This is a genomic window from Paenibacillus sp. IHB B 3084, assembly GCF_001447315.1.
In the GTDB taxonomy this organism is placed as follows: Bacteria; Bacillota; Bacilli; order Paenibacillales; family Paenibacillaceae; genus Paenibacillus.
The window spans coordinates 137,866-156,396 of record NZ_CP013203.1; the positions used below are offsets into that span (position 1 = coordinate 137,866).

Annotated in this window: 16 protein-coding genes and 1 pseudogene; 3 read left to right on the forward strand and 14 right to left on the reverse strand. The window is 45.9% G+C overall.

Features of this window, described 5'->3' with window-relative positions; translation table 11 throughout:
* Positions 1 to 74 precede the first annotated feature (74 nt).
* On the reverse strand, positions 75 to 1,475 hold the full coding sequence (locus ASL14_RS00610) for a glycoside-pentoside-hexuronide (GPH):cation symporter (RefSeq protein ID WP_134909929.1): 1,401 nt from the start codon (positions 1,473 to 1,475) through the stop codon (positions 75 to 77).
* Between the two features lie 148 nt (positions 1,476 to 1,623).
* The gene (gene uxaC / locus ASL14_RS00615; protein WP_134909931.1) at positions 1,624 to 3,048 is read right to left on the reverse strand and encodes a glucuronate isomerase; all 1,425 of its coding nucleotides are present in this window, start codon (positions 3,046 to 3,048) and stop codon (positions 1,624 to 1,626) included.
* 616 nt (positions 3,049 to 3,664) lie between these two features.
* Between uxaC and alsS the strand changes: the two genes are divergently transcribed.
* The gene (gene alsS / locus ASL14_RS00620) at positions 3,665 to 5,362 is read left to right on the forward strand and encodes an acetolactate synthase AlsS (RefSeq protein ID WP_189338210.1); all 1,698 of its coding nucleotides are present in this window, start codon (positions 3,665 to 3,667) and stop codon (positions 5,360 to 5,362) included.
* Between the two features lie 162 nt (positions 5,363 to 5,524).
* Positions 5,525 to 6,271 carry an acetolactate decarboxylase gene (gene budA, locus ASL14_RS00625; protein WP_134909934.1) on the forward strand — a complete coding sequence of 249 codons (747 nt, stop codon included), beginning with the start codon at positions 5,525 to 5,527 and terminating at the stop codon, positions 6,269 to 6,271.
* A 206-nt stretch (positions 6,272 to 6,477) separates the two neighbouring features.
* On the opposite strand, the gene ASL14_RS00630 is transcribed toward budA, so the two are convergent.
* The 6 genes from ASL14_RS00630 to murI form a co-directional block, all read right to left on the reverse strand.
* Entirely contained in the window at positions 6,478 to 6,963 is a 486-nt protein-coding gene (locus tag ASL14_RS00630) for a tetratricopeptide repeat protein (protein WP_134909936.1), read from the reverse strand.
* 150 nt (positions 6,964 to 7,113) lie between these two features.
* On the reverse strand, positions 7,114 to 8,094 hold the full coding sequence (locus ASL14_RS00635; protein ID WP_134909938.1) for a S8 family peptidase: 981 nt from the start codon (positions 8,092 to 8,094) through the stop codon (positions 7,114 to 7,116).
* A 247-nt stretch (positions 8,095 to 8,341) separates the two neighbouring features.
* Positions 8,342 to 9,742, reverse strand: coding sequence for an MATE family efflux transporter (locus tag ASL14_RS00640; RefSeq protein ID WP_134909939.1), 1,401 nt, complete (start codon positions 9,740 to 9,742; stop codon positions 8,342 to 8,344).
* A 65-nt stretch (positions 9,743 to 9,807) separates the two neighbouring features.
* The gene (gene fosB / locus ASL14_RS00645) at positions 9,808 to 10,230 is read right to left on the reverse strand and encodes a metallothiol transferase FosB (RefSeq protein ID WP_044645583.1); all 423 of its coding nucleotides are present in this window, start codon (positions 10,228 to 10,230) and stop codon (positions 9,808 to 9,810) included.
* A gap of 14 nt (positions 10,231 to 10,244) precedes the next feature.
* Positions 10,245 to 11,093, reverse strand: a complete 849-nt coding sequence (locus ASL14_RS00650) for a phosphotransferase (RefSeq protein WP_134909941.1) — start codon at positions 11,091 to 11,093, stop codon at positions 10,245 to 10,247.
* 89 nt (positions 11,094 to 11,182) lie between these two features.
* A complete protein-coding gene (gene murI / locus ASL14_RS00655) occupies positions 11,183 to 11,986 on the reverse strand; it encodes a glutamate racemase (RefSeq protein WP_134909943.1) in 804 nt (267 codons plus the stop codon).
* Positions 11,987 to 12,261: 275 nt separating this feature from the next.
* Between murI and ASL14_RS00660 the strand changes: the two genes are divergently transcribed.
* On the forward strand, positions 12,262 to 12,888 hold the full coding sequence (locus ASL14_RS00660) for an FMN-dependent NADH-azoreductase (protein ID WP_134909945.1): 627 nt from the start codon (positions 12,262 to 12,264) through the stop codon (positions 12,886 to 12,888).
* 195 nt (positions 12,889 to 13,083) lie between these two features.
* Here ASL14_RS00660 and ASL14_RS00665 read toward each other — a convergent pair whose 3' ends face one another.
* The 6 genes and pseudogenes from ASL14_RS00665 to ASL14_RS00685 all read right to left on the reverse strand — a co-directional run bounded on the left by ASL14_RS00665 (position 13,084) and on the right by ASL14_RS00685 (position 18,426).
* Positions 13,084 to 13,542, reverse strand: coding sequence for a hypothetical protein (locus tag ASL14_RS00665; RefSeq protein ID WP_223264154.1), 459 nt, complete (start codon positions 13,540 to 13,542; stop codon positions 13,084 to 13,086).
* 173 nt (positions 13,543 to 13,715) lie between these two features.
* Positions 13,716 to 13,871 (reverse strand): hypothetical protein, encoded by a 156-nt coding sequence (locus ASL14_RS27190; RefSeq protein ID WP_170970838.1) that lies wholly within the window; start codon positions 13,869 to 13,871, stop codon positions 13,716 to 13,718.
* An 843-nt stretch (positions 13,872 to 14,714) separates the two neighbouring features.
* Positions 14,715 to 15,029, reverse strand: a complete 315-nt coding sequence (locus tag ASL14_RS00670; protein WP_134909947.1) for a hypothetical protein — start codon at positions 15,027 to 15,029, stop codon at positions 14,715 to 14,717.
* Positions 15,030 to 15,563: 534 nt separating this feature from the next.
* Positions 15,564 to 16,649, reverse strand: a complete 1,086-nt coding sequence (locus ASL14_RS00675) for a lactonase family protein (protein WP_134909948.1) — start codon at positions 16,647 to 16,649, stop codon at positions 15,564 to 15,566.
* 67 nt (positions 16,650 to 16,716) lie between these two features.
* Positions 16,717 to 17,162, reverse strand: a pseudogene (locus tag ASL14_RS00680) (OsmC family protein).
* Between the two features lie 55 nt (positions 17,163 to 17,217).
* Complete coding sequence (locus tag ASL14_RS00685) at positions 17,218 to 18,426, reverse strand: MFS transporter (RefSeq protein ID WP_134909950.1); 1,209 nt, start codon at positions 18,424 to 18,426, stop codon at positions 17,218 to 17,220.
* Positions 18,427 to 18,531: the final 105 nt, after the last annotated feature.

Consider the following 18,531-nt stretch of genomic DNA (forward strand, 5'->3'; position numbering starts at 1 on the left):
TCTTTACTAAGGCTCTAAAAAATTATATACCCACCATACCACAAGAGCCGCCCGGAAAAGAAGACTTTCACAAATTATACGCGGTTATCAGCATGCCGACGCTGTAGCTCTTGAACCATTTCTGCGTGTCTGCTGTCTGTCAGCTTGTACATTTTACCGATTACCAGCATGGCAATGAGCAGGGCAACAGCCGGATAGAGACACAGCAGCGCCTTGATTCCGAGCAGCGTTCCAGAGGTTTGAACTACATTCGGGACATATCCGATAAACGCTAGCCCGATACCGGACAGAAAGCCGGACAAGGATTGAGCCAATTTGCGTGAAAAGTTAAACAGCGAGTAGGTAATCCCTTCCTTCCGCTCCCCGGATGACCATTCGCCGTAGTCAATGATATCGGAGACAAAGGCCCAGGTAACCCCGTTAGGAATACTAATACCAATGAACGAAATACTGGCCAGAATGGTGAAAATATATACATTCGAAGGCATAAAGAAGTTCACGGAGTCGGCAATGACACTGACCACCATCCCAAGCATGGCTGTTTTTCGTTTACCGAAGCGCCGCACTAGCTTGGGCAGGAACAATACACCCAGCAACGATGAACCGATTATAATAAAATTCATATAAGCCATTAATTCTACATGTCCCAAATTATATTCGGCAAAATAGATCAGTAACGCGGACTTGATATTGTACGCGGATATGGTGAAAATCGTCATCAACACGAGTACCAGCAGAGGCTTATTGGTCGTAAAGGTATTCACGATCACGCCAAAAGAAAGTTTTTCCTTCGGTCCCGACTGACTGACAATACGCTCCTTCGTTCCCCGATAGCATACCATGAAAGCGATCACACCAATGAGTGACATGATTCCCATCACTACAGGATATCCAACATGATGGTTAGGAAACAGCAAAATAAGCGGCATGACAATGACACTGGTTACGAATAATGCGCCCAGTGATCCTGCCTGACGGAAAGATGACAATGAGGCACGCTGAATAGTATCCTGCGTAATAGCGGCACCCAGCGAGCCGTATGGAATGTTTACAATAGAATATCCAACACCCCAAATCATATAAGACGCATAGGCGTAAATGAGTTTGCCTGTGGGCGAAATATTCGGTGAAATAAAGGTAAGAATCGTAAGAATAGCAAGGATAACGCTTCCAACGATAAGAAAAGGTCTAAATTTTCCGCGTGTACCAATATGCTTGCGATAATCCACAAAGGACCCGACAATAGGATCACAAATGGCGGCAAACAGCTTGCTGACCAGAAAAATGCCTGCGGCTGCTCCCGCTGAAACGCCTGCTACATCCGTAAAGAATTTCAACAGGTACAACTGCCCCAAATCAAACATAAAGCCGTTTCCAAAGTCACCCATACCGTAAGAAATCTTTTCTTTCAGGCTGATATGCTCACCTGTCTTGTTGTCAGTTTGGATGCTCTCCTGAACGATAGGCACTCCCATAGCCTGCTCACTCCTCTATCTTTGTAATTATTTTCACATTCTTGTTTGATACGTATTCTGTTTTCAATCCCCCTTACCCGGAGCTTGAAAAGCCTCCCGGCAAGGGCATCTATTAAAATGTGAATTTACAAGTTCCTCTTGTACATCATCACTTGCTGTGAACAACCGTCGGGAAATTAAAATATTGCTTGGCATTATTGTAGCTAATGTTTTGTACCATTTCTCCGAGCAGCTCCAGATCCTCAGGTGCCTTGCCCTCCTGTACCCACGTTCCGATCAGATCACAAAGTATCCGCCGGAAATATTCGTGCCGTGTGTAGGACAGGAAGCTGCGGGAGTCCGTTAGCATACCAATGAAGCGAGACAGCACACCGTAGTTTGCGAGCAGCTTCAATTGCTCCAGCATGCCTTCGATATGGTCGTTATACCACCAAGCGGTACCAAACTGGATTTTTCCTGGTGTTCCGCCGGACTGGAAGCCGCCTGCAAGACTTGCCAGCACCGGATAATCAACTGAGTTGAGCGAATACAAAATTGTTCGCGGCAGACCTCCTGCCAGCTCCTGTGCGTCCAGCAATGCTGCCAGCGGACGAGCGATGGAGCCGTCATTCACTGCATCATAGCCTGTATCCGGTCCCAAGCTGCGGAACATGGCTGTGTTATTGTTACGCAGTGCGTGAATATGGTACTGCATAGCCCAGCCATGCTCTGCATACTGTTTCCCAAGGAATACCAGGACGTACGATTTGTATTTCGCCTCTTCTAATGGAGTCACATGGCCTTCCTCCAGCGCCTTGTTGTATATCGCTGCCGCTTCCTCACGTGTTGTTTCTTCATAAACGACCGTATCCAGTGCATGATCGGACACCCGCCCTCCAGCAGCATGGAAGTGACGAACCCGGCTCGCCAGCGCGTTCAAAAATCCTTCCAGACCGGAAACATCCAGTCCGCTCACTTCACCCAATCGAGCCACCCAAGGCTGGAATGTTTCACGGTTAATTTCCAGTGCTTTGTCCGGGCGGAAGCTTGGCAGTACAGCCACTGGAAAATCCGTCAGCTTGCTAATTTGCTTATGATATTCGAGATGGTCCGTCGGATCATCGGTAGTGCACACAACGGTTACCTTTGAATTCACAATCAGATCACGTGCCCCAAAGCCCTTTCCTTGCAGCTTTTGGTTCACCTTTTCCCAAATTACAGGCGCATTCTGTTCGTTCAGCAGCTCATGGACACCAAAAAAGCGCTGAAGCTCCAAATGCGTCCAATGATACAGCGGGTTGCCAATCAGTGTAGGTACGGTTTTGGCCCAAGCCAAAAATTTGTCATAGTCTTCCGCATCTCCGGTAATCAGGCGTTCCTCAACTCCATTGGCCCGCATGAGTCTCCACTTGTAATGATCTCCGTACAGCCATGCTTCTGTAATGTTTTTGAACGTTTTATTTTCGTAAATTTCCTGTGGACTTAAATGACAATGATAGTCGATAATCGGTAAATCCTTGGCATACTGATGATACAAAGTTTCAGCGGTTGGATTACTCAACAAAAAATTGTCGTCTAAAAATGCTTTGGTCATGGCTTATTCGTCCCTTCTATAATCATGTTTCTGAATAATTGTTAACGTGAACAAAATAAGAATTCGATCTTGCTGCTATTCAGTAATAGCATTCTATAACGTATAGCAGGTTACCTACTTATATCAAATGATACCGCTATAACACGATACCTGCATGTCGAATCACCCTTGATTACTTCTCCTTAAATTTAATGTTTACGTTAACAACAATTACATTGTAACCGCTATCCTTTGCAGAGGAAAGTGATTTTTATCATGTGGAGGAACAAAAAAAACAGACCTGCCACAACCTCTGCAGATCTGTTTTCTTCGTCCAGCTTTATTTCAGACTATATGAAACGTTTCAACTTACACTCCCTCTTCCCCTTCATCTTGTCATTTTCATTAAAATGACCCTCACTTATTTTTGGGCATGGAGCGTTGTTTGAAAATTCTTTATTCCCAAATCTCCGCACTTTTATTTTCCCTCTTAAACCGCGCTTTGAAAACGTTTTTATATATTTTTGCTCTTTTTCAGAAAATTTTGCTCTTGAAAGTACCAGTTATTGTATTATAATTGTCATATACAACCAATGTTTTACATTGAAAGTATTTCATAACCATATCCAAAGAAGAGGTGATCGCGTTGAGCACAAAAGTGCAAACTATCCATGCTAAAACCGGTACGAAAGGAGCTGACCTCGTTGTTGATTGCTTGATTAAACAAGGTGTAACGCATATTTTTGGTATTCCAGGTGCCAAGATTGACTCGGTTTTCGATGTCCTTCAAGAGCGCGGCCCGGAACTGATCCTATGCCGTCACGAGCAAAATGCCGCTTTTATGGCAGCCGCCGTCGGTCGCCTAACTGGTAAACCGGGCGTATGTCTCGTCACCTCCGGTCCCGGTGCGTCGAATTTGGCTACAGGACTTGTCACCGCTAATGCGGAAAGTGATCCTGTCGTCGCTCTCGCTGGCGCAGTTCCAAGATCCGAGCGTTTGAAACGCACTCACCAATCCATGGATAACGCCGGGTTATTCGAGCCTATCACCAAATACAGTGTGGAAGTAGAGCATCCCGATAGTATACCAGAAGCCATTACCAACGCATTTCGGATTGCGACCTCAGCACAGCCTGGAGCAACCTTCGTCAGTCTACCTCAGGACGTGTTGACTTCGTCATCCGAAGTGACCGCCATTGAGAAGCTGTCCCTTCCACAGCTTGGAACTGCACCAGCCGGACTTATAAAACAAGTAGCAGACCAAATCAGCCAAGCCAAGCTGCCTGTTCTTTTGCTTGGTATGAAAGCGAGCACTCCCGAAGCTACAGCATCTATTCGCGCACTCATTCAGAACACGGATTTGCCTGTCGTCGAAACTTTCCAGGCTGCCGGAGCCATTTCCCGCGAATTGGAGGATCATTATTTTGGCCGAGTCGGTCTGTTCCACAATCAGCCGGGTGACATGCTCCTTGGAGCCGCTGATCTGGTGCTGACTATTGGCTATGACCCCATTGAATACGATCCGAAAAACTGGAACATTCCTGCAAACCGGACCCTCATTCATCTCGATGATCATCAGGCGGATATTGACCATGATTATCAACCGGATTACGAATTGATCGGCAATATAGCCCTGATCGTGCGCAGTCTCGCAGAAGAATTGCCTACAGTAAAGCTGTCTGAAGCCTCATGCGCCCAATTGAATCGTCTTCGTCACGAGCTGAACGAGCAAGCCGCCGTTCCTGTTCGCAAGCACAACTATCTGATTCATCCATTACAATTCATTCGTACGCTGCGCAGCCTGATTGATGATAACGTCACGGTCACCTGCGATGTGGGTTCACACTACATTTGGATGGCCCGGTATTTCCGCTCCTATGAGCCGCGTCGCCTTCTGTTCAGTAACGGAATGCAGACGCTCGGTGTAGCTCTTCCCTGGGGCATTGCTGCCACACTAGTCAATCCCGGTCAAAAAGTCGTTTCCATTTCTGGCGACGGAGGATTTCTTTTCTCATCCATGGAGCTTGAAACTGCCGTACGTCTCAACTCCCCACTTGTGCATATTGTATGGAGAGACGGTACCTACGACATGGTCGCTTTTCAACAACAGATTAAATACGGCAGAACGTCCGGCGTAGAATTCGGAGATGTGGATGTCGTGAAATATGCCGAAAGCTTCGGGGCAACCGGATTGCGCGTGTATTCCCCTGAAGAACTGGAAAGCGTATTGCAACAGGCACTACATACCGATGGCCCCGTGGTCGTCGATATTCCGATTGATTATCAGGATAATATCCAGTTGGGACGTAAACTGCTGCCCAATCAGTTAAATTGACTTCACAGTTGCCCAATCGTGACGGCTTCGTGACAATGAATGGAGTTTAACGTTTTTTTTATGAGTTTTTTGGGTTATCCATGTTATTTACTGAAATTTTACGTTTATTATTGAAAAAGAAAGAAAATAAATGTATCCAATCACAAAAGGAAGTGTATTGCCATGACCGTTGCAGAACTGGAAACAAAGCAAGAAGCTGATCATGATATTTACCAAACGTCCACCATGCTCGCTTTATTGGATGGTCTTTATGACGGAGTCGTTTCCTTCAAGGAACTGCAAAAGCACGGGGATTTCGGGATCGGTACCTTTGATCAACTGAATGGAGAGATGATTGCGTTCGATGGTGAGTTTTATCACTTGCTTCCAGACGGTACGGCCCATCGTGTAAAACCGGAAGAGACAACTCCCTTTTCCACAGTCACCTTTTTCCGTGAAGATTTCACATATACTATTGATCGTCCCATGCATCGTGAAGAGCTGGAAGCCCTGCTGCTAAAGCTGTTTCCAAGCCGTAATCTGTTCTATGCCTTCCGTATGGACGGGACTTTTCGTGAAGTGAAGACACGCACCGTGCCTCACCAGGTGAAGCCTTACAAGCCTTTTATCGAAGCGACCAAATCACAGCCCACGTTCTCCTTTAACGACGCTTCCGGCGTGATTACCGGGTTTTGGACACCTGCGTATGCTCAAGGAATTGGAGTGGCCGGGTTTCATTTGCACTTTATTAACGACGAACGCACCGGAGGCGGGCATGTCTTTGATTTTGTTGTCGACAAGTGCACAATTCGTGTTTGTCAAAAATCCAATCTGCACCTCGTCCTACCCGAAACACCGGATTATTTGACCGCCAACCTGTCCAGAGAAAATCTGGAGAAGGAAATCGCCATTACCGAGGGTGCGCAATAAGCGCGGTGTATGATTCAACAAGATACAGTCTATATAAATTGAACTGGAAATGTACATGACGTGCCACTCCGCCAACCCCAAGTAAAAACCAAAGATCGCAGCCCGGAAGAGATACTTGATGCTCTCCGGCTACGATCTTTTTTAGTATGCACTTCCGAATAAATGCGCGATAATGATTATCTATTGTTTTTCTCATCATTTCATACTTACGTCTCAATCTGATCCAGCTTATCTGCATAATATTGAATCGCGTGTGAGTACGCTTGTGTTGGTGAGTCCGAGGTCGTTTCAGCCAGCTCCGTTAACAGGCCCTGCATGGCCTTCCCATGTTCTCCAAGATTGTATAACACCATCGCATAAAATACGCGAAACGGCCTGTAATCCGAAAACTCGTTCATGCCTGTTTCCAGCCACGCTTTCGCCTTGGCATACTCTCCCAATACACGGTACGTGCTGCTTAATCCCAGGATCGACCCTTTCCTCGATTCTGCCGATAACGCCATACCCAGACCTTTTTCGTAAAAGGGTACTGCTTCCCTCTCCAATCCTAATGCATCATGTGTCCAAGCCGTCTGATACCACAGCTCAGCATCATTCTGCTCCTGCTCCAATACCTTCAATAACAGCTTCCGCGCTTCCTCCGCCTGCCCTGTGCGCCTTAGCTCGCTGGCTTTTGCAATAATATCGTTCATATCAGTTCCTCCGCTTATAATCCATCCCATATTTTTGAGATATATCTTACCCGACATTTGAACACGCTGTAAATAAGGTTTATCTAATTCTGAAACACAAAAAAAGCAGCTCCCCCTTCAGGAGAACCGCTATATAACCGTAGTTACGGCTTATTTAACATGTAATGATCCTGTACTCAATATCCCTGCCACACGCTGAGTGTCGAAAATACGGGAAAGCTCCTCAACCGCCGTCAAGTACAACAGACCGTTCCCTTCCCGCTTAGCAGAATGGCCGAGTGGAATGGTGCGCTTGATCAGTTGGGCGTATAGCTCCGGCTCGGTGAGATTCCGTTCAAAGCTCGCGTTCGCCAACTGCTTAATCAGCGCCAAAGCCCCAGCTACATGCGGGGTAGCCATTGAAGTACCGCTGAAGGTCGCATATTTGCCGCCCGGAACAGTAGACAAAATATCTTCCCCCGGCGCAACCAAATCTACCTCATTATTGGAGTTGCTGAAATCGGAAGCATGTCTGTCAAAGTTCACAGCACCTACGCTGATCACCTCATTATAGCAGCCGGGATATCCCAGCTCCTCCGTTCTGTCGTCACCGTCTCCTTCATTACCTGCTGCGCAGATGACCAAAATTTGACTTGCCACTGCTTTCTGCACCGCTTCATGCAGCTCAGCCACATCCTCGGGACCACCAAGCGACATTGAAATGATGTCTGCCTTTTGCTCAATCGCATAATGAATGCCCTGAATGATCCAGTCGTATTGACCGGAGCCTTGCTTATTCAGCACCTTGATAATGAGCAAATCCGCCTCCGGGGCGACACCCACCACACCATCCTCATTTTCTGCTGCCGCGATTGTGCCTGCTACATGCGTACCGTGACCGTTGTAATCCGTGAAAATATTCGGATCACTGTCATCATCATCTGTGAAGTTCCGGCCACCAATAATGCGTTCCTTCAAATCAGGATGGTCCGCATCACAGCCCGTATCCAGCACAGCCACCTTCACTCCCTGGCCTCGGGTTCGATTCCACACCGCAGGGGCCTGAATCAGCTCCACCCCTCGCGGTATTTCATTCACCTGTTGCTCCTGCTTGATCACTTGGTAAGGAATGATATGCACTTTACGTTCCATCCTATTCCCTCCTTCATGGATTCAATCGGAAACCATCCGTCTTTGAAACTTTCAAAAACCAAAACTTTCAAAACCGAAACTTTGAAAACCTCTACTGAAACTCTCTTTCGAGGTTACTATATTCTAGCAATTTTTGAAAATTTTGAACATCCCCCTTTTGCTTATTTTTGTAAAAAAATAGACATCCCCCCATATCCATGGAGAATGCCTATGTATAGAGGTGCCTGAGAAACTACAACTTCAAGTGTCAGCCTGACAACGAATCCGCTTGAAGTTCAGCCTTGGACAACAGCGACTTGTGCTGCCACTTCCGACCTTTCCAGCGCAGGTAGTGGAAAATGCCTCGTACCCACTCATCGCAGGCATGCGCAATCCACACCCCAAGCACACCATATCCCAGATGAATACCCAGCACATATGCCAATGGAATTTTGATCCCCCACATCGAGATGATTGCCATCATCAACGGAAACTGTACATCCCCCGCTGCCCGCAAGGAGTTAATAACGACGTGATTGAACACACGGCCCGGCTCCAGCAATATACAGAACAGCAAAATCGCTGCTCCCAGTTGAATAATCGCCGGCTCATCCGTAAAGATCGCCATCACTTCATACCGGAAAAAGGATACCACCACGATCACCGCAATCGTAATGACCAGCGACCATTTCAGGCTGCGCAGTAGTTGGTGATAAGCCTTTTCCTTATCTCCTGCACCTATCAGGCGAGCAACAATAATTTCCGTCCCCTCACCCACTGCCATTCCGAACACCATAAAAAAGTACACAATCGTATTCGTATAAAAATGAGTAGCAATCGCCGTTGTCCCCATGAAGCTGACAAACCGGGTCACCATCATTTGGCTGAGCTGATAAGACAACCATTCCAGTCCCGCCGGAATGCCGATTTTCAGGATGGCCACCAACTTGCTCCATTGAAGCTGTACATAATACTTGATACGGATCGGCGCACTTACACGTTTGTATAACAGAATAAAAATCCAGACACAGGCTACAACACGACTAATCACCGTTGAAATTGCTGCTCCTGCCACGCCCATTTGCGGCAGACCCAACCAGCCGTAAATCAGCAGCGCATTCCCCACAATATGCAAAATGTTCATACCAATGCCCACGATCATCGTGTCTTTGGTAAAACCATGAGAACGAATAACCGGACCTGCGGTTAGCATTAGCGCTTCCAGAAACAGCGAACCCCCTGCCAGCATCATATAGATCTCGGCATTTTCCTTAATCGTCGGGGTAATATGGTAAAAAGACAGCAGCAAATCCCGACTCACGATAAACATCAAACTCAGCGCCAGACCAAATACCAGATTAAAGGTCAGGGCCGAGGCCGTAACACGGCTCGCATCCACATGCTTTTGTGCACCCAATAGTTGAGCGATGATGACACCGACTCCAAGACCAAGCAGATTGAACAAAATAATCGTAAATTCAATCAACTGTCTCGACACACCTACAGCCGACACAACCTCGTCCGACACATGACTCAGCATGAATGTATCCACACTGCCCATCAAAATATGAAACAGCATTTCTATAAAGATCGGCCAAGTGATTGCAAAAACTGTCATCGTTCTCACGACTTGTGCTTGCTTGGAGCCGCTTTCCTGCGAAAGTGACATACTTCTGTATTCCTCCTAGATGAGAACCCTGTATATACTCAGACATTATTATGGATACCGCTTACTCAATCATAAAAAGTCATGTGCTTTTTCTCATTTTTATAATATTCCAGGCGATCCTGCAATTGTCCTGTGTGGAATTCAAACTTATGTCCGTCCGGATCTGTAAAATAGACTGACCTTTTGTCCTGTTCATTCCGCTCTCGTCCGGGCAAAATTGTGACATTGAAAGCTCTCAGCTTGTTAAGCATATCCTCAAAATCCGCTTCCGCTACCGAAAATGCAATATGCGAATAGGAATGATGAATTTCATTTCTCGGGATATCCTCCTCCACATTGAGAGCCAGCCACATGCCCAGGCAGTCCAGATAAGCCAGCTTACGTCCTTTGACGAGCAGCTTTCCATCTAATACATTTTGATAAAAATGTACCGACTTCTCCAAATCTGACACCGAAAAGCAAATATGATTCCATCCTTGTATACTCATATTCCCTATTCCTTTCAGCGAACTCTGTTCAGCCAATAAGTCCACGCTTCTGTATATTGATCGAGATCTTCTGGATGATGCCGAATGCAGGTAGCTATTCGAAAATATAATCCCTGTAGCACCTCCGTGTTCAGCTCGTAACTCCCTGTCATTCCTGGCTCAAGCTTCTCTACCGCTGGCAAAATCGTATCGACAGTCAGCATGTCCGGTGAAGAGCAAAAGGCGTATATCAGATCATATAACGGTTCTCCTACCACCGGATCAGGATCAATAATGCCCGTTAAAGTGCCATTTTCGGCAAACACGAAATTATGTATCCCACAGTCGCCATGGAGCAAATATTTAAAATTCCGTTGAGGCATTCCTGCCACAAGTGCATGAACAATCCGATGATCCTCTGGAGATAAAACGTCCTGTATGATCTTTCCGGATTCCTTCGTCCTGTGCAGCAGAAAATCTCTCCAATCCACAAACGGATGGTCTGGATATCCATAATGACGTTTCTCTCCCAGAGGCTTGTATTGTGCGATCAGCTCCGTCGCCAGATTGAGCAGAAGGTAGCTCTTGTTCCCTCCATGATAGCGGGTCAGCCCTGGCTTGAACATGTACACCAAATAACGATGCAGCGGATCAACATAAACCAGACGCGTTAATTTTTCAATCTGTGAATAGGTATGTAAAAATTCCGCTTCCGCTTCTACAATAACCGGATCATTCTGTTTGATCACATATCGTGGCTTGGCTCCGTCCATGACGGCAATCACTTCGCTTGAAGTTCCTCCAGTCAAGGGCTTAAATTCTTGCATATGACCTTCAAGTACACCTACTTCATGAAGCTCCTTTAGGATCAGTTGAACGTCCATCAAAAGCCCCCTCCATGTCTTTAATCTGCTACGCGACTGACGCTGGAATTCATAGCTATGATTCAATCCGTTCGCCAGCCGCATCTACTTTAAAAAGAAATCTTCTCATGCTCCGCATAAATTTCAAGCGCACGCTCCATTTTATGGACATAGTCCGCATCCTGACTAGTACACAGGAACGTAATGTGTCCCTCCTGCGATTGACCTGCTTTTGCCGGAGATGCCAGCAAATTGCGATCAGACAACACCTGTTTTAACCGTCTGACTGTTCCCTGACTTCCGTCGATTAGCTGAATATGGGAAGGAAGCAGCCCCTTCAAGATCTCTTTATAAAAAGGATAGTGGGTACATCCCAAAACGACCGTACCGTATAAGTCCAGATCGAACGCAGCCAGCTTACAGTTAAAATATTCGGCCATTTCTGTCCGGTCAAAATTTAACTGCTCACAATAATGCACCAGCTCAGGCAAAGGCAACGAATCCACACTTCCATGATCATCAACTCTGGACACCAGTGCTGCATAACCGGATTGCTTTAACGTCAACGGCGTGGCTAACACTAGCACTCTTTTACCATTCGCTCGATTCATCTCTACCGCAGGCTTCACGGCCGGCTCCATGCCAATGATCGGAATCTGGTATTCGTTTCTCAGCTCCGCAACCGCGATACTCGTGGCTGTATTGCAGGCAATGACCAGCGCTTTAACGTCCTCTTTTAAAATAGTTTGTACCGAAGCCTTGACGTATCCGCATACCTCTTGCGGTGTTTTCGTCCCGTAAGGAACATGAAGCGTATCCGCCAAGTATACAAAATTTTCGTTTGGCAGCCGTCGTAAGGCCTCAGATAATACCGTAATTCCACCCAATCCTGAATCAAAAAAACCAATCTTCAAGCTACTCACCTTTTTTCGTTCATCTGTTGTACCTATTCTGCTGACTACATGGTAATTTCATTTTTCGCCTATTGAATCCATTCTTCTAATCGGCTCATATTTAAATTTTACCGCAAAACAGATATTTTGCAAAAGAAACACATAAATTTTACAGTGTAAAAAATAAAGTAGCTTTTTAAATTAAATTTAATATAGAAGTGTTGACAGATATTATCTTTATATTGTAATATTACGAAGTAACTTACTTACTGAACTTACTTAGGGGGAAATAAATCATGTCTAAAGTATTATTTGTCAAAGCTAATGATCGTACAGCCGAAGAATCCGCAACCGTTAAATTGTATAACGCCTTCGTGGAAAGCTACAAAGCTTCCCATCCATCTGATGAAATCACTGAACTGGATTTGTTCTCCGTCGAGCTTCCTTATTTGAACGCCAACATGATTAACGGCACGTTCAAATCCGCTAGAGGCTTGGAGTTGAACGCAGAAGAAGCTCGCTTAGCAAATATTGCTAACGGATATCTGGATCAATTCCTGGCAGCAGACAAAGTCGTATTCGCTTTCCCGCTTTGGAACATGACGATTCCAGCTGTACTGCATACGTACATTGACTACTTGAACCAAGCTGGTAAAACATTCAAATACACTGCTGAGGGCCCAGTTGGTCTCGTAACTGAAACTAAAGTAGCCCTGTTGAATGCAAGAGGCGGCGTATACTCCGAAGGCCCTGCTGCTGCTGCCGAAATGTCTTTGAACTTCATGAGCAACATCTTATCCTTCTTCGGTGTGAAAGACATCGTGAAGGTTGTACTGGAAGGACATAACCAAGCTCCAGATCAAGCACAAGCCATTGTTGAAGCTGCTGTACAAAGTGCAACAGAAGCTGCAAAATCCTTCTAAATCCATATATATGAGCAGAAGAGGATATCCGCCCCCCCTAATTGGGATGGATATCCTCTTTTTTTGTTATAATGTATGAAAAACACGTGCTTCCCTGATATGAATCAAGTGAAAAGCACGTGTTTGTTATGCAATACCTTGTATGTTAAGGAATGAACTGCTGCACGATTTTAACGACCTTACCGTCACGCAACGTCACATGGTATGGAAATTGGCTGAGATCCAATACATCTTTTTGGCAAAATCTTTTTCAAACTGTGCCAAAGGTATCGATTCATTCCATTTTACATCTGTATCTTCTATACGACCTGTATGATCATAAATTTGCACCTCTACCGAAGCATCTGGCGCAACCTGGTACACGTCATTTTGCACGGAATTATTCACGATATAGTAGCCATCCGGTGCTCCGTCCAACCCTGTGTTTCCTTCATGCTCCAAAAATGCCTTATCTGCTGCCGCACCTTCATACCATTCAATCGGGTCAGCCGACAAATAGATTTGTCCGTTACGAATCTCCATTTGGTTTATATAAACGGTCTCCTGATTTTCAGCAGGTGCTACTGGCGTGTAGCCTTTTGCTGTTGCCCCTGCCGTCGTAATCAGCATCATCATTAAAGCCAATACGGTCCATTTCGAAGCTAGTTTCATCATGTCTGATCTCTCCTTACCGTTAGGGTATGTACACGGTGTCTGTAAGCTTCATTACCCTTATGCACTTACTATAAACGTTGTAAGGTTAAAAAGTGTATCAGATACGTAAAAAGAAGTTACGATTTTTTAAGACTTGGTCTTAAAACTTGCTTACATATCCTATTTACGCCTCACTATTTGATCAATCCGACCTGACGTGCCTGTTCTTCGGTGAGAATAAACTCTTCATTTTGCCATACCTCGTCCTCTTTGGTTACAGCGAACATTCCCATGATCTCCGTCCAGATTCCTTTGTCGGCAGCTTCCTTTTGTGTAATAATAATTTTCATATGATTTCCTCCTCCTTGTGTAAAATGTGTGTAATTCATGGCTGTTGCTCTGTGTGGCTCACTGCGCGAACAGATGGTTTCTCCCTTCTAAAACTTATGTTGATCTTACAGTACTCATCGTAAATTCGCCCAAGGGATTCTTGTCCCGCTTATAACATATGTACCCTTTCCTGTCGAGATTATTCGTTTCTTATTTGTAACCTTAAAATTTTATACATATGATTTGTTATTTTCATGGAGAATTCCTTTGCTTGCTCTATTCTTTCGTTAGAGTCTCCCCTAGTCTAATTAAAATAAGAAAGGGACCCACATAAGTGAGTCCTAAACTATCAAGCTTCTATTTATCAATTAAGTTTACGTAATGATTAAGTATAGCAAAAGCAGGCATCCTAACAGCACTCCTTAACACTTGAGCAACTGCTTTCTTGCCCACTTCGTCATCATTTAAGCCTAAAGCTCCGATGACTTGACTAGAGAACTCCTGAAAGCTTAAAACAGTGGGATTCCCCCCTCTTTTGTTTTAAAAGAATCCTGGTGTTTTCTTTTAAAACAGAGTTTAAATTGTTGTACTGTTCACGGTTGAGCCCTTTAGAAATCACCCAATCCCATATTACATTTCTTCGGGATTTACAGCAATCTGTCTCAACAAATCCACATACAGTTCAAGGCGATCGACCTTTTCCTGAAGGGTTTCACTCATGATATCGACCACCTTCTCTGTTTATTTATAAGATACAAAAACCAGAATATTAGCCACTGTATTTGCTACAGAGCTACTTACCCAAGGTACTTGCATTAGCGCTTGTACAATTACGTCTTTAACCGTGTCCTCCACAGCGTCACCTAACGAAGATAAAATCTAAGCTCATTTACAACATGGTGACGACCTTCTAGTAGGGCATCCTTTGCTTTCTGACTAGGTATATAGTCAATTATATTATCTATGTAGCTAGAATCAAGTTTATCTGCTAATGCTTCAATAGCCTTAGCTGCTATCTTCGCTTTTGCCTGCGGCTCTACAACTTGTTCCCCTGTTTGAGTAGGTTCGACAACACTTATGGAAGCTTCTACAGGAGAAGCTAAAGCCGAGATAGGTGCAACTACGAATGAAGATAAAAGTATTGCAGATAAAGCACAAGTCAAAAGATTTTTTCTCATAGTCCAGTAGCCTCCTAGAATAATTAATGAGTATATTGAATGCTGGCCAGCAGTTCAACCTAAACAATTTATTCTGAAGTTCTAAGGGTGTATTGAGCGATCTAAGGATGTATGTAAGATTTTCATGATGATTATACTAGGTTTTTCTGCGCTTTTCAACATAATTCAACAAATTATGTTTATATATTACAATATATCCACATTAAATATTGTTATATATTCATATGAAATAGAAAATGACTTCTATAAAATAGCCAGCTATAAAAAGAAAAACGGCCGCAGGTTTAACCTACAGACCGTAATTCTCAAGAATTTTCTATGAACAGTTGCCCAGAAGCACAAAAGCAGCGGAGAGGTTGGAATCGTTCTGAAGAAGCGCAGCGTTCGCCTTTGTCTCCGGATTTCTACCCTTGAACATATAATCAGGAAATCCGGGGGCAACAGCGATCGGAAGAATGATCCGTCCTCGTAGCGGCCATTAACCGCATACCGTTACTCAGTCATCCAGCATCTTAATAGGACGTAACGCCCTTATTATACAGAAAAGTAAAAAGGTTGCACGCATACCGGCTTGGACACAGTTACTTGTTGTCCCGTGTAGGTCAGTCGTCCACTAGCCTTGTCCACTTTAAATGTAACGATGTTATTCGTATCGCGGTTTGCCACGAGCAGGTGCTCACCGTTTGGAGTCAGAGCAAAATGGCGCGGATGCTCGCCTTCAGTAGATACATGCTCTACCAGGCTCAGCTTGCCTGTTGCAGCGTCTACAGCGAACACTACGATGCTGTCATGCCCACGGTTAGAACCGTACACATAAGCACCATCCTCCGAAATAGCAATCTCTGCGGTTGTATTTTCGCCCGTAAAATCAGACGGCAAAGTCGGTACGCTCTCAAGCTCGGTAAGCTTGCCTGCTTCTGCGTCATACGCAAAAGAAGTAATAGAAGAATCCACCTCATTAATGACAAAAGCAAATTTACCGTTCGGGTGGAACGTCAAGTGACGTGGGCCTGCACCTGCATGGGTTTTCGTTTCGCCATGAAGCACCAGTTGTCCTTTGCTGTCATCAATGGTGTAGACACGGATCAGATCCAAACCGAGATCCTGTACGAACAGGAAACGACCGTCAGGGCTAAAGAAACTGGAGTGTGGATGCGGACGATCCTGACGCTCAGGATGCGCTCCCTTGCCCTCATGCTGTTTAACATCCAGCAACTCGCCGATACGACCATCCTCGGTTAGAGACACCAGTCCCACCATACCTCCGTGGTAGCTGACTACGATCAGGTAGCGATCGGATGGATCACGCTGAATGTGACAGGTTGTTGCGCCAACGTTTTCCGCCCGGTTAAGCAAAGTAAATGTCCCTTTGACCGGATCAATTTCAAAAGCAGCAGCTTCGCCCACCTTCGCTCCAGTAGCAGAAGTCGTTTCCCCAATGGAATACAGCTTCCGGTTCTTCACGTCTACGTTCAGGAAGGTTGGATTTTTCAATCCGGAGAACTCATCCTGTAATGTAAGAACCCCTGTCTCTTCATTAAAAGTGTACGCATAAACTCCGCTGCCTTCCAATTCGGCGTAAGAGCCTGCGAATACGAGCAATTTTTGTTGTGCTGTCATGGTTGTGTCCTCCTCGAATTAGAAAAATAATGGGCAATTGGAATGATTGCTCCTGGTTCAAATAGCGCTAAGAGGCGCGTTGCACGACGGGCTCTGTAGACAAAGCCACATTTCCCGCTACGGCACGCGAGATCATGCAAGAGCTCTCTGCCTGCTCTGCCAGCCGCAAGGCCTGTTCGATCTGCGATTCTGTCGCATCGGGGCCAAATGAACTTGCGGACGATGAATAATTCGACGATATGTAAAAATATTGTTCGTTACATCAACAATGCCTTCGGATTCCAGTGCCAGTGAAGCCACCGGAAGACCAGCGCGCTCCATCATCGCCGCCAATGTAATCAAATAGCAGGTCGCGGCAGCGCCTAGCAGCATTTCATCCGGATTGGTGCCCACACCGGGACCACCCATCTCCGCCGGGATCGAAATCGCTGTCCGCAGCTGTCCGGCCTCAATATGACCGTCGCTGTTGCGCCCCCCGTTCCAGTCTGCCTTGAGCAGAAAGGTATGCTCCATTTCAGGTCACTCCTCTCTCTTGTATTATGAATCTTTACACAGGTGAATGTAAAGGTTAGTCGATCTCCCGATTTTTCGTTTCGGTACCCAGCAACCATACCGCCGCCGCTCCAATCAGGATCGCTACGAAGAAAATCACAAAGATAGATTGTATCGCCATGCCCTGTCCGACCAGCATGCCGACCAGAAAAGGCCCGATTACGCCACCAATACGGCCAAACGCAGCCGCCATACCCACTCCGGTAGAACGGACGGCTGTCGGGTACAATTCCGGGGTATAGGCATACATGGCTCCCCACGCACCGAGATTGAAAAAGGACAAGCAGATACCAGCAGCCAGCAGCATTCCTGCCGTTTCCGAGGTACCGAACCAAATAGCGGACACCGCCGTTAGCAGTAAATAGACGATCAGCACGAATTTGCGGCCCAGCTTTTCAATCAGATATGCGGCAGTAAAATAACCCGGCAATTGTGCCAGCGTCATGATCAGGACATACTCAAAGCTTTTAACCAGCTCAAAACCCTTCATAAACATAATGCTTGGCAGCCACAGAAACATTCCGTAATAGGAAAATACAACCGTAAACCATAAAATCCACAGCATTAACGTGGACTTGCGGTTCGGCCCTGACCAAATGGAAGCCAGTCTTGCACGCAGTGGAAGCTTGACACTCTGCTGCTTGTATCGCGGTGAATCCTCTACCGCTTTGCGTAAATAAAGAGCGTACAGGGCTGGTACTGCGCCGAGAATAAAGGCCATCTGCCAGCCGTACTTTGGAATAACAAAATAGGCAATAAGCGCAGAAAGAATCCATCCCGCCGCCCAGAAGCTTTCCAACAGAACGACCGCTTTTCCCCGTTCCTGAACCGGCACCGATTCCGACACCAGCGTCGAAGCCACAGGCAGTTCCCCTCCCAAGCCTACGCCTGCAATAAAACGCAGCACCAGTAGTACACCAAGCCCGGTCGCCAAAGCCGACAAACCACTTGCAACGGAAAAGATCAACAGCGTCCACACTAATATCGCACGCCTGCCATAGCGATCAGCCAAAATCCCCGCTAAAGCGGCCCCAAACACCATCCCTATTGAATTCATCGCAGTCAGCAGACCAATCTGCTCTGAACCCAAATGCCACTCCTTAGCCAGCGCTGCGGCTATGAACGAAAGCAGCCCCACGTCCATGGCATCAAACAGCCAACTGAGTCCTGCGCTAAACAGCAGCTTTCGCTTTTTGGATGGTGGTAATGAAGTCAATTCACTCATGATTCGCTCTCCCTTAAAAATGCATCATATATAGCCGTATATTCAGGTGTCTTGTCACCTGTAGCTTAGCATCTATTGTACCGCAAGCTCCCTTCATCTGCGAGC

Bases quoted from the DNA above. Each gene is read 5' to 3' on its own strand.
- ASL14_RS00640 (WP_134909939.1), bottom strand. From the start codon at position 9,742: ATGTCACTTTCGCAGGAAAGCGGCTCCAAGCAAGCACAAGTCGTGAGA.
- ASL14_RS00685 (WP_134909950.1), bottom strand. From the start codon at position 18,426: ATGAGTGAATTGACTTCATTACCACCATCCAAAAAGCGAAAGCTGCTG.
- fosB (WP_044645583.1), bottom strand. From the start codon at position 10,230: ATGAGTATACAAGGATGGAATCATATTTGCTTTTCGGTGTCAGATTTG.
- ASL14_RS00630 (WP_134909936.1), bottom strand. From the start codon at position 6,963: ATGAACGATATTATTGCAAAAGCCAGCGAGCTAAGGCGCACAGGGCAG.
- budA (WP_134909934.1), top strand. From the start codon at position 5,525: ATGACCGTTGCAGAACTGGAAACAAAGCAAGAAGCTGATCATGATATT.
- ASL14_RS00675 (WP_134909948.1), bottom strand. From the start codon at position 16,649: ATGACAGCACAACAAAAATTGCTCGTATTCGCAGGCTCTTACGCCGAA.
- uxaC (WP_134909931.1), bottom strand. From the start codon at position 3,048: ATGACCAAAGCATTTTTAGACGACAATTTTTTGTTGAGTAATCCAACC.
- ASL14_RS00635 (WP_134909938.1), bottom strand. From the start codon at position 8,094: ATGGAACGTAAAGTGCATATCATTCCTTACCAAGTGATCAAGCAGGAG.
- ASL14_RS00660 (WP_134909945.1), top strand. From the start codon at position 12,262: ATGTCTAAAGTATTATTTGTCAAAGCTAATGATCGTACAGCCGAAGAA.
- ASL14_RS27190 (WP_170970838.1), bottom strand. From the start codon at position 13,871: ATGAAAATTATTATTACACAAAAGGAAGCTGCCGACAAAGGAATCTGG.
- ASL14_RS00610 (WP_134909929.1), bottom strand. From the start codon at position 1,475: ATGGGAGTGCCTATCGTTCAGGAGAGCATCCAAACTGACAACAAGACA.
- ASL14_RS00650 (WP_134909941.1), bottom strand. From the start codon at position 11,093: ATGGACGTTCAACTGATCCTAAAGGAGCTTCATGAAGTAGGTGTACTT.
- ASL14_RS00665 (WP_223264154.1), bottom strand. From the start codon at position 13,542: ATGATGAAACTAGCTTCGAAATGGACCGTATTGGCTTTAATGATGATG.
- ASL14_RS00670 (WP_134909947.1), bottom strand. From the start codon at position 15,029: ATGAGAAAAAATCTTTTGACTTGTGCTTTATCTGCAATACTTTTATCT.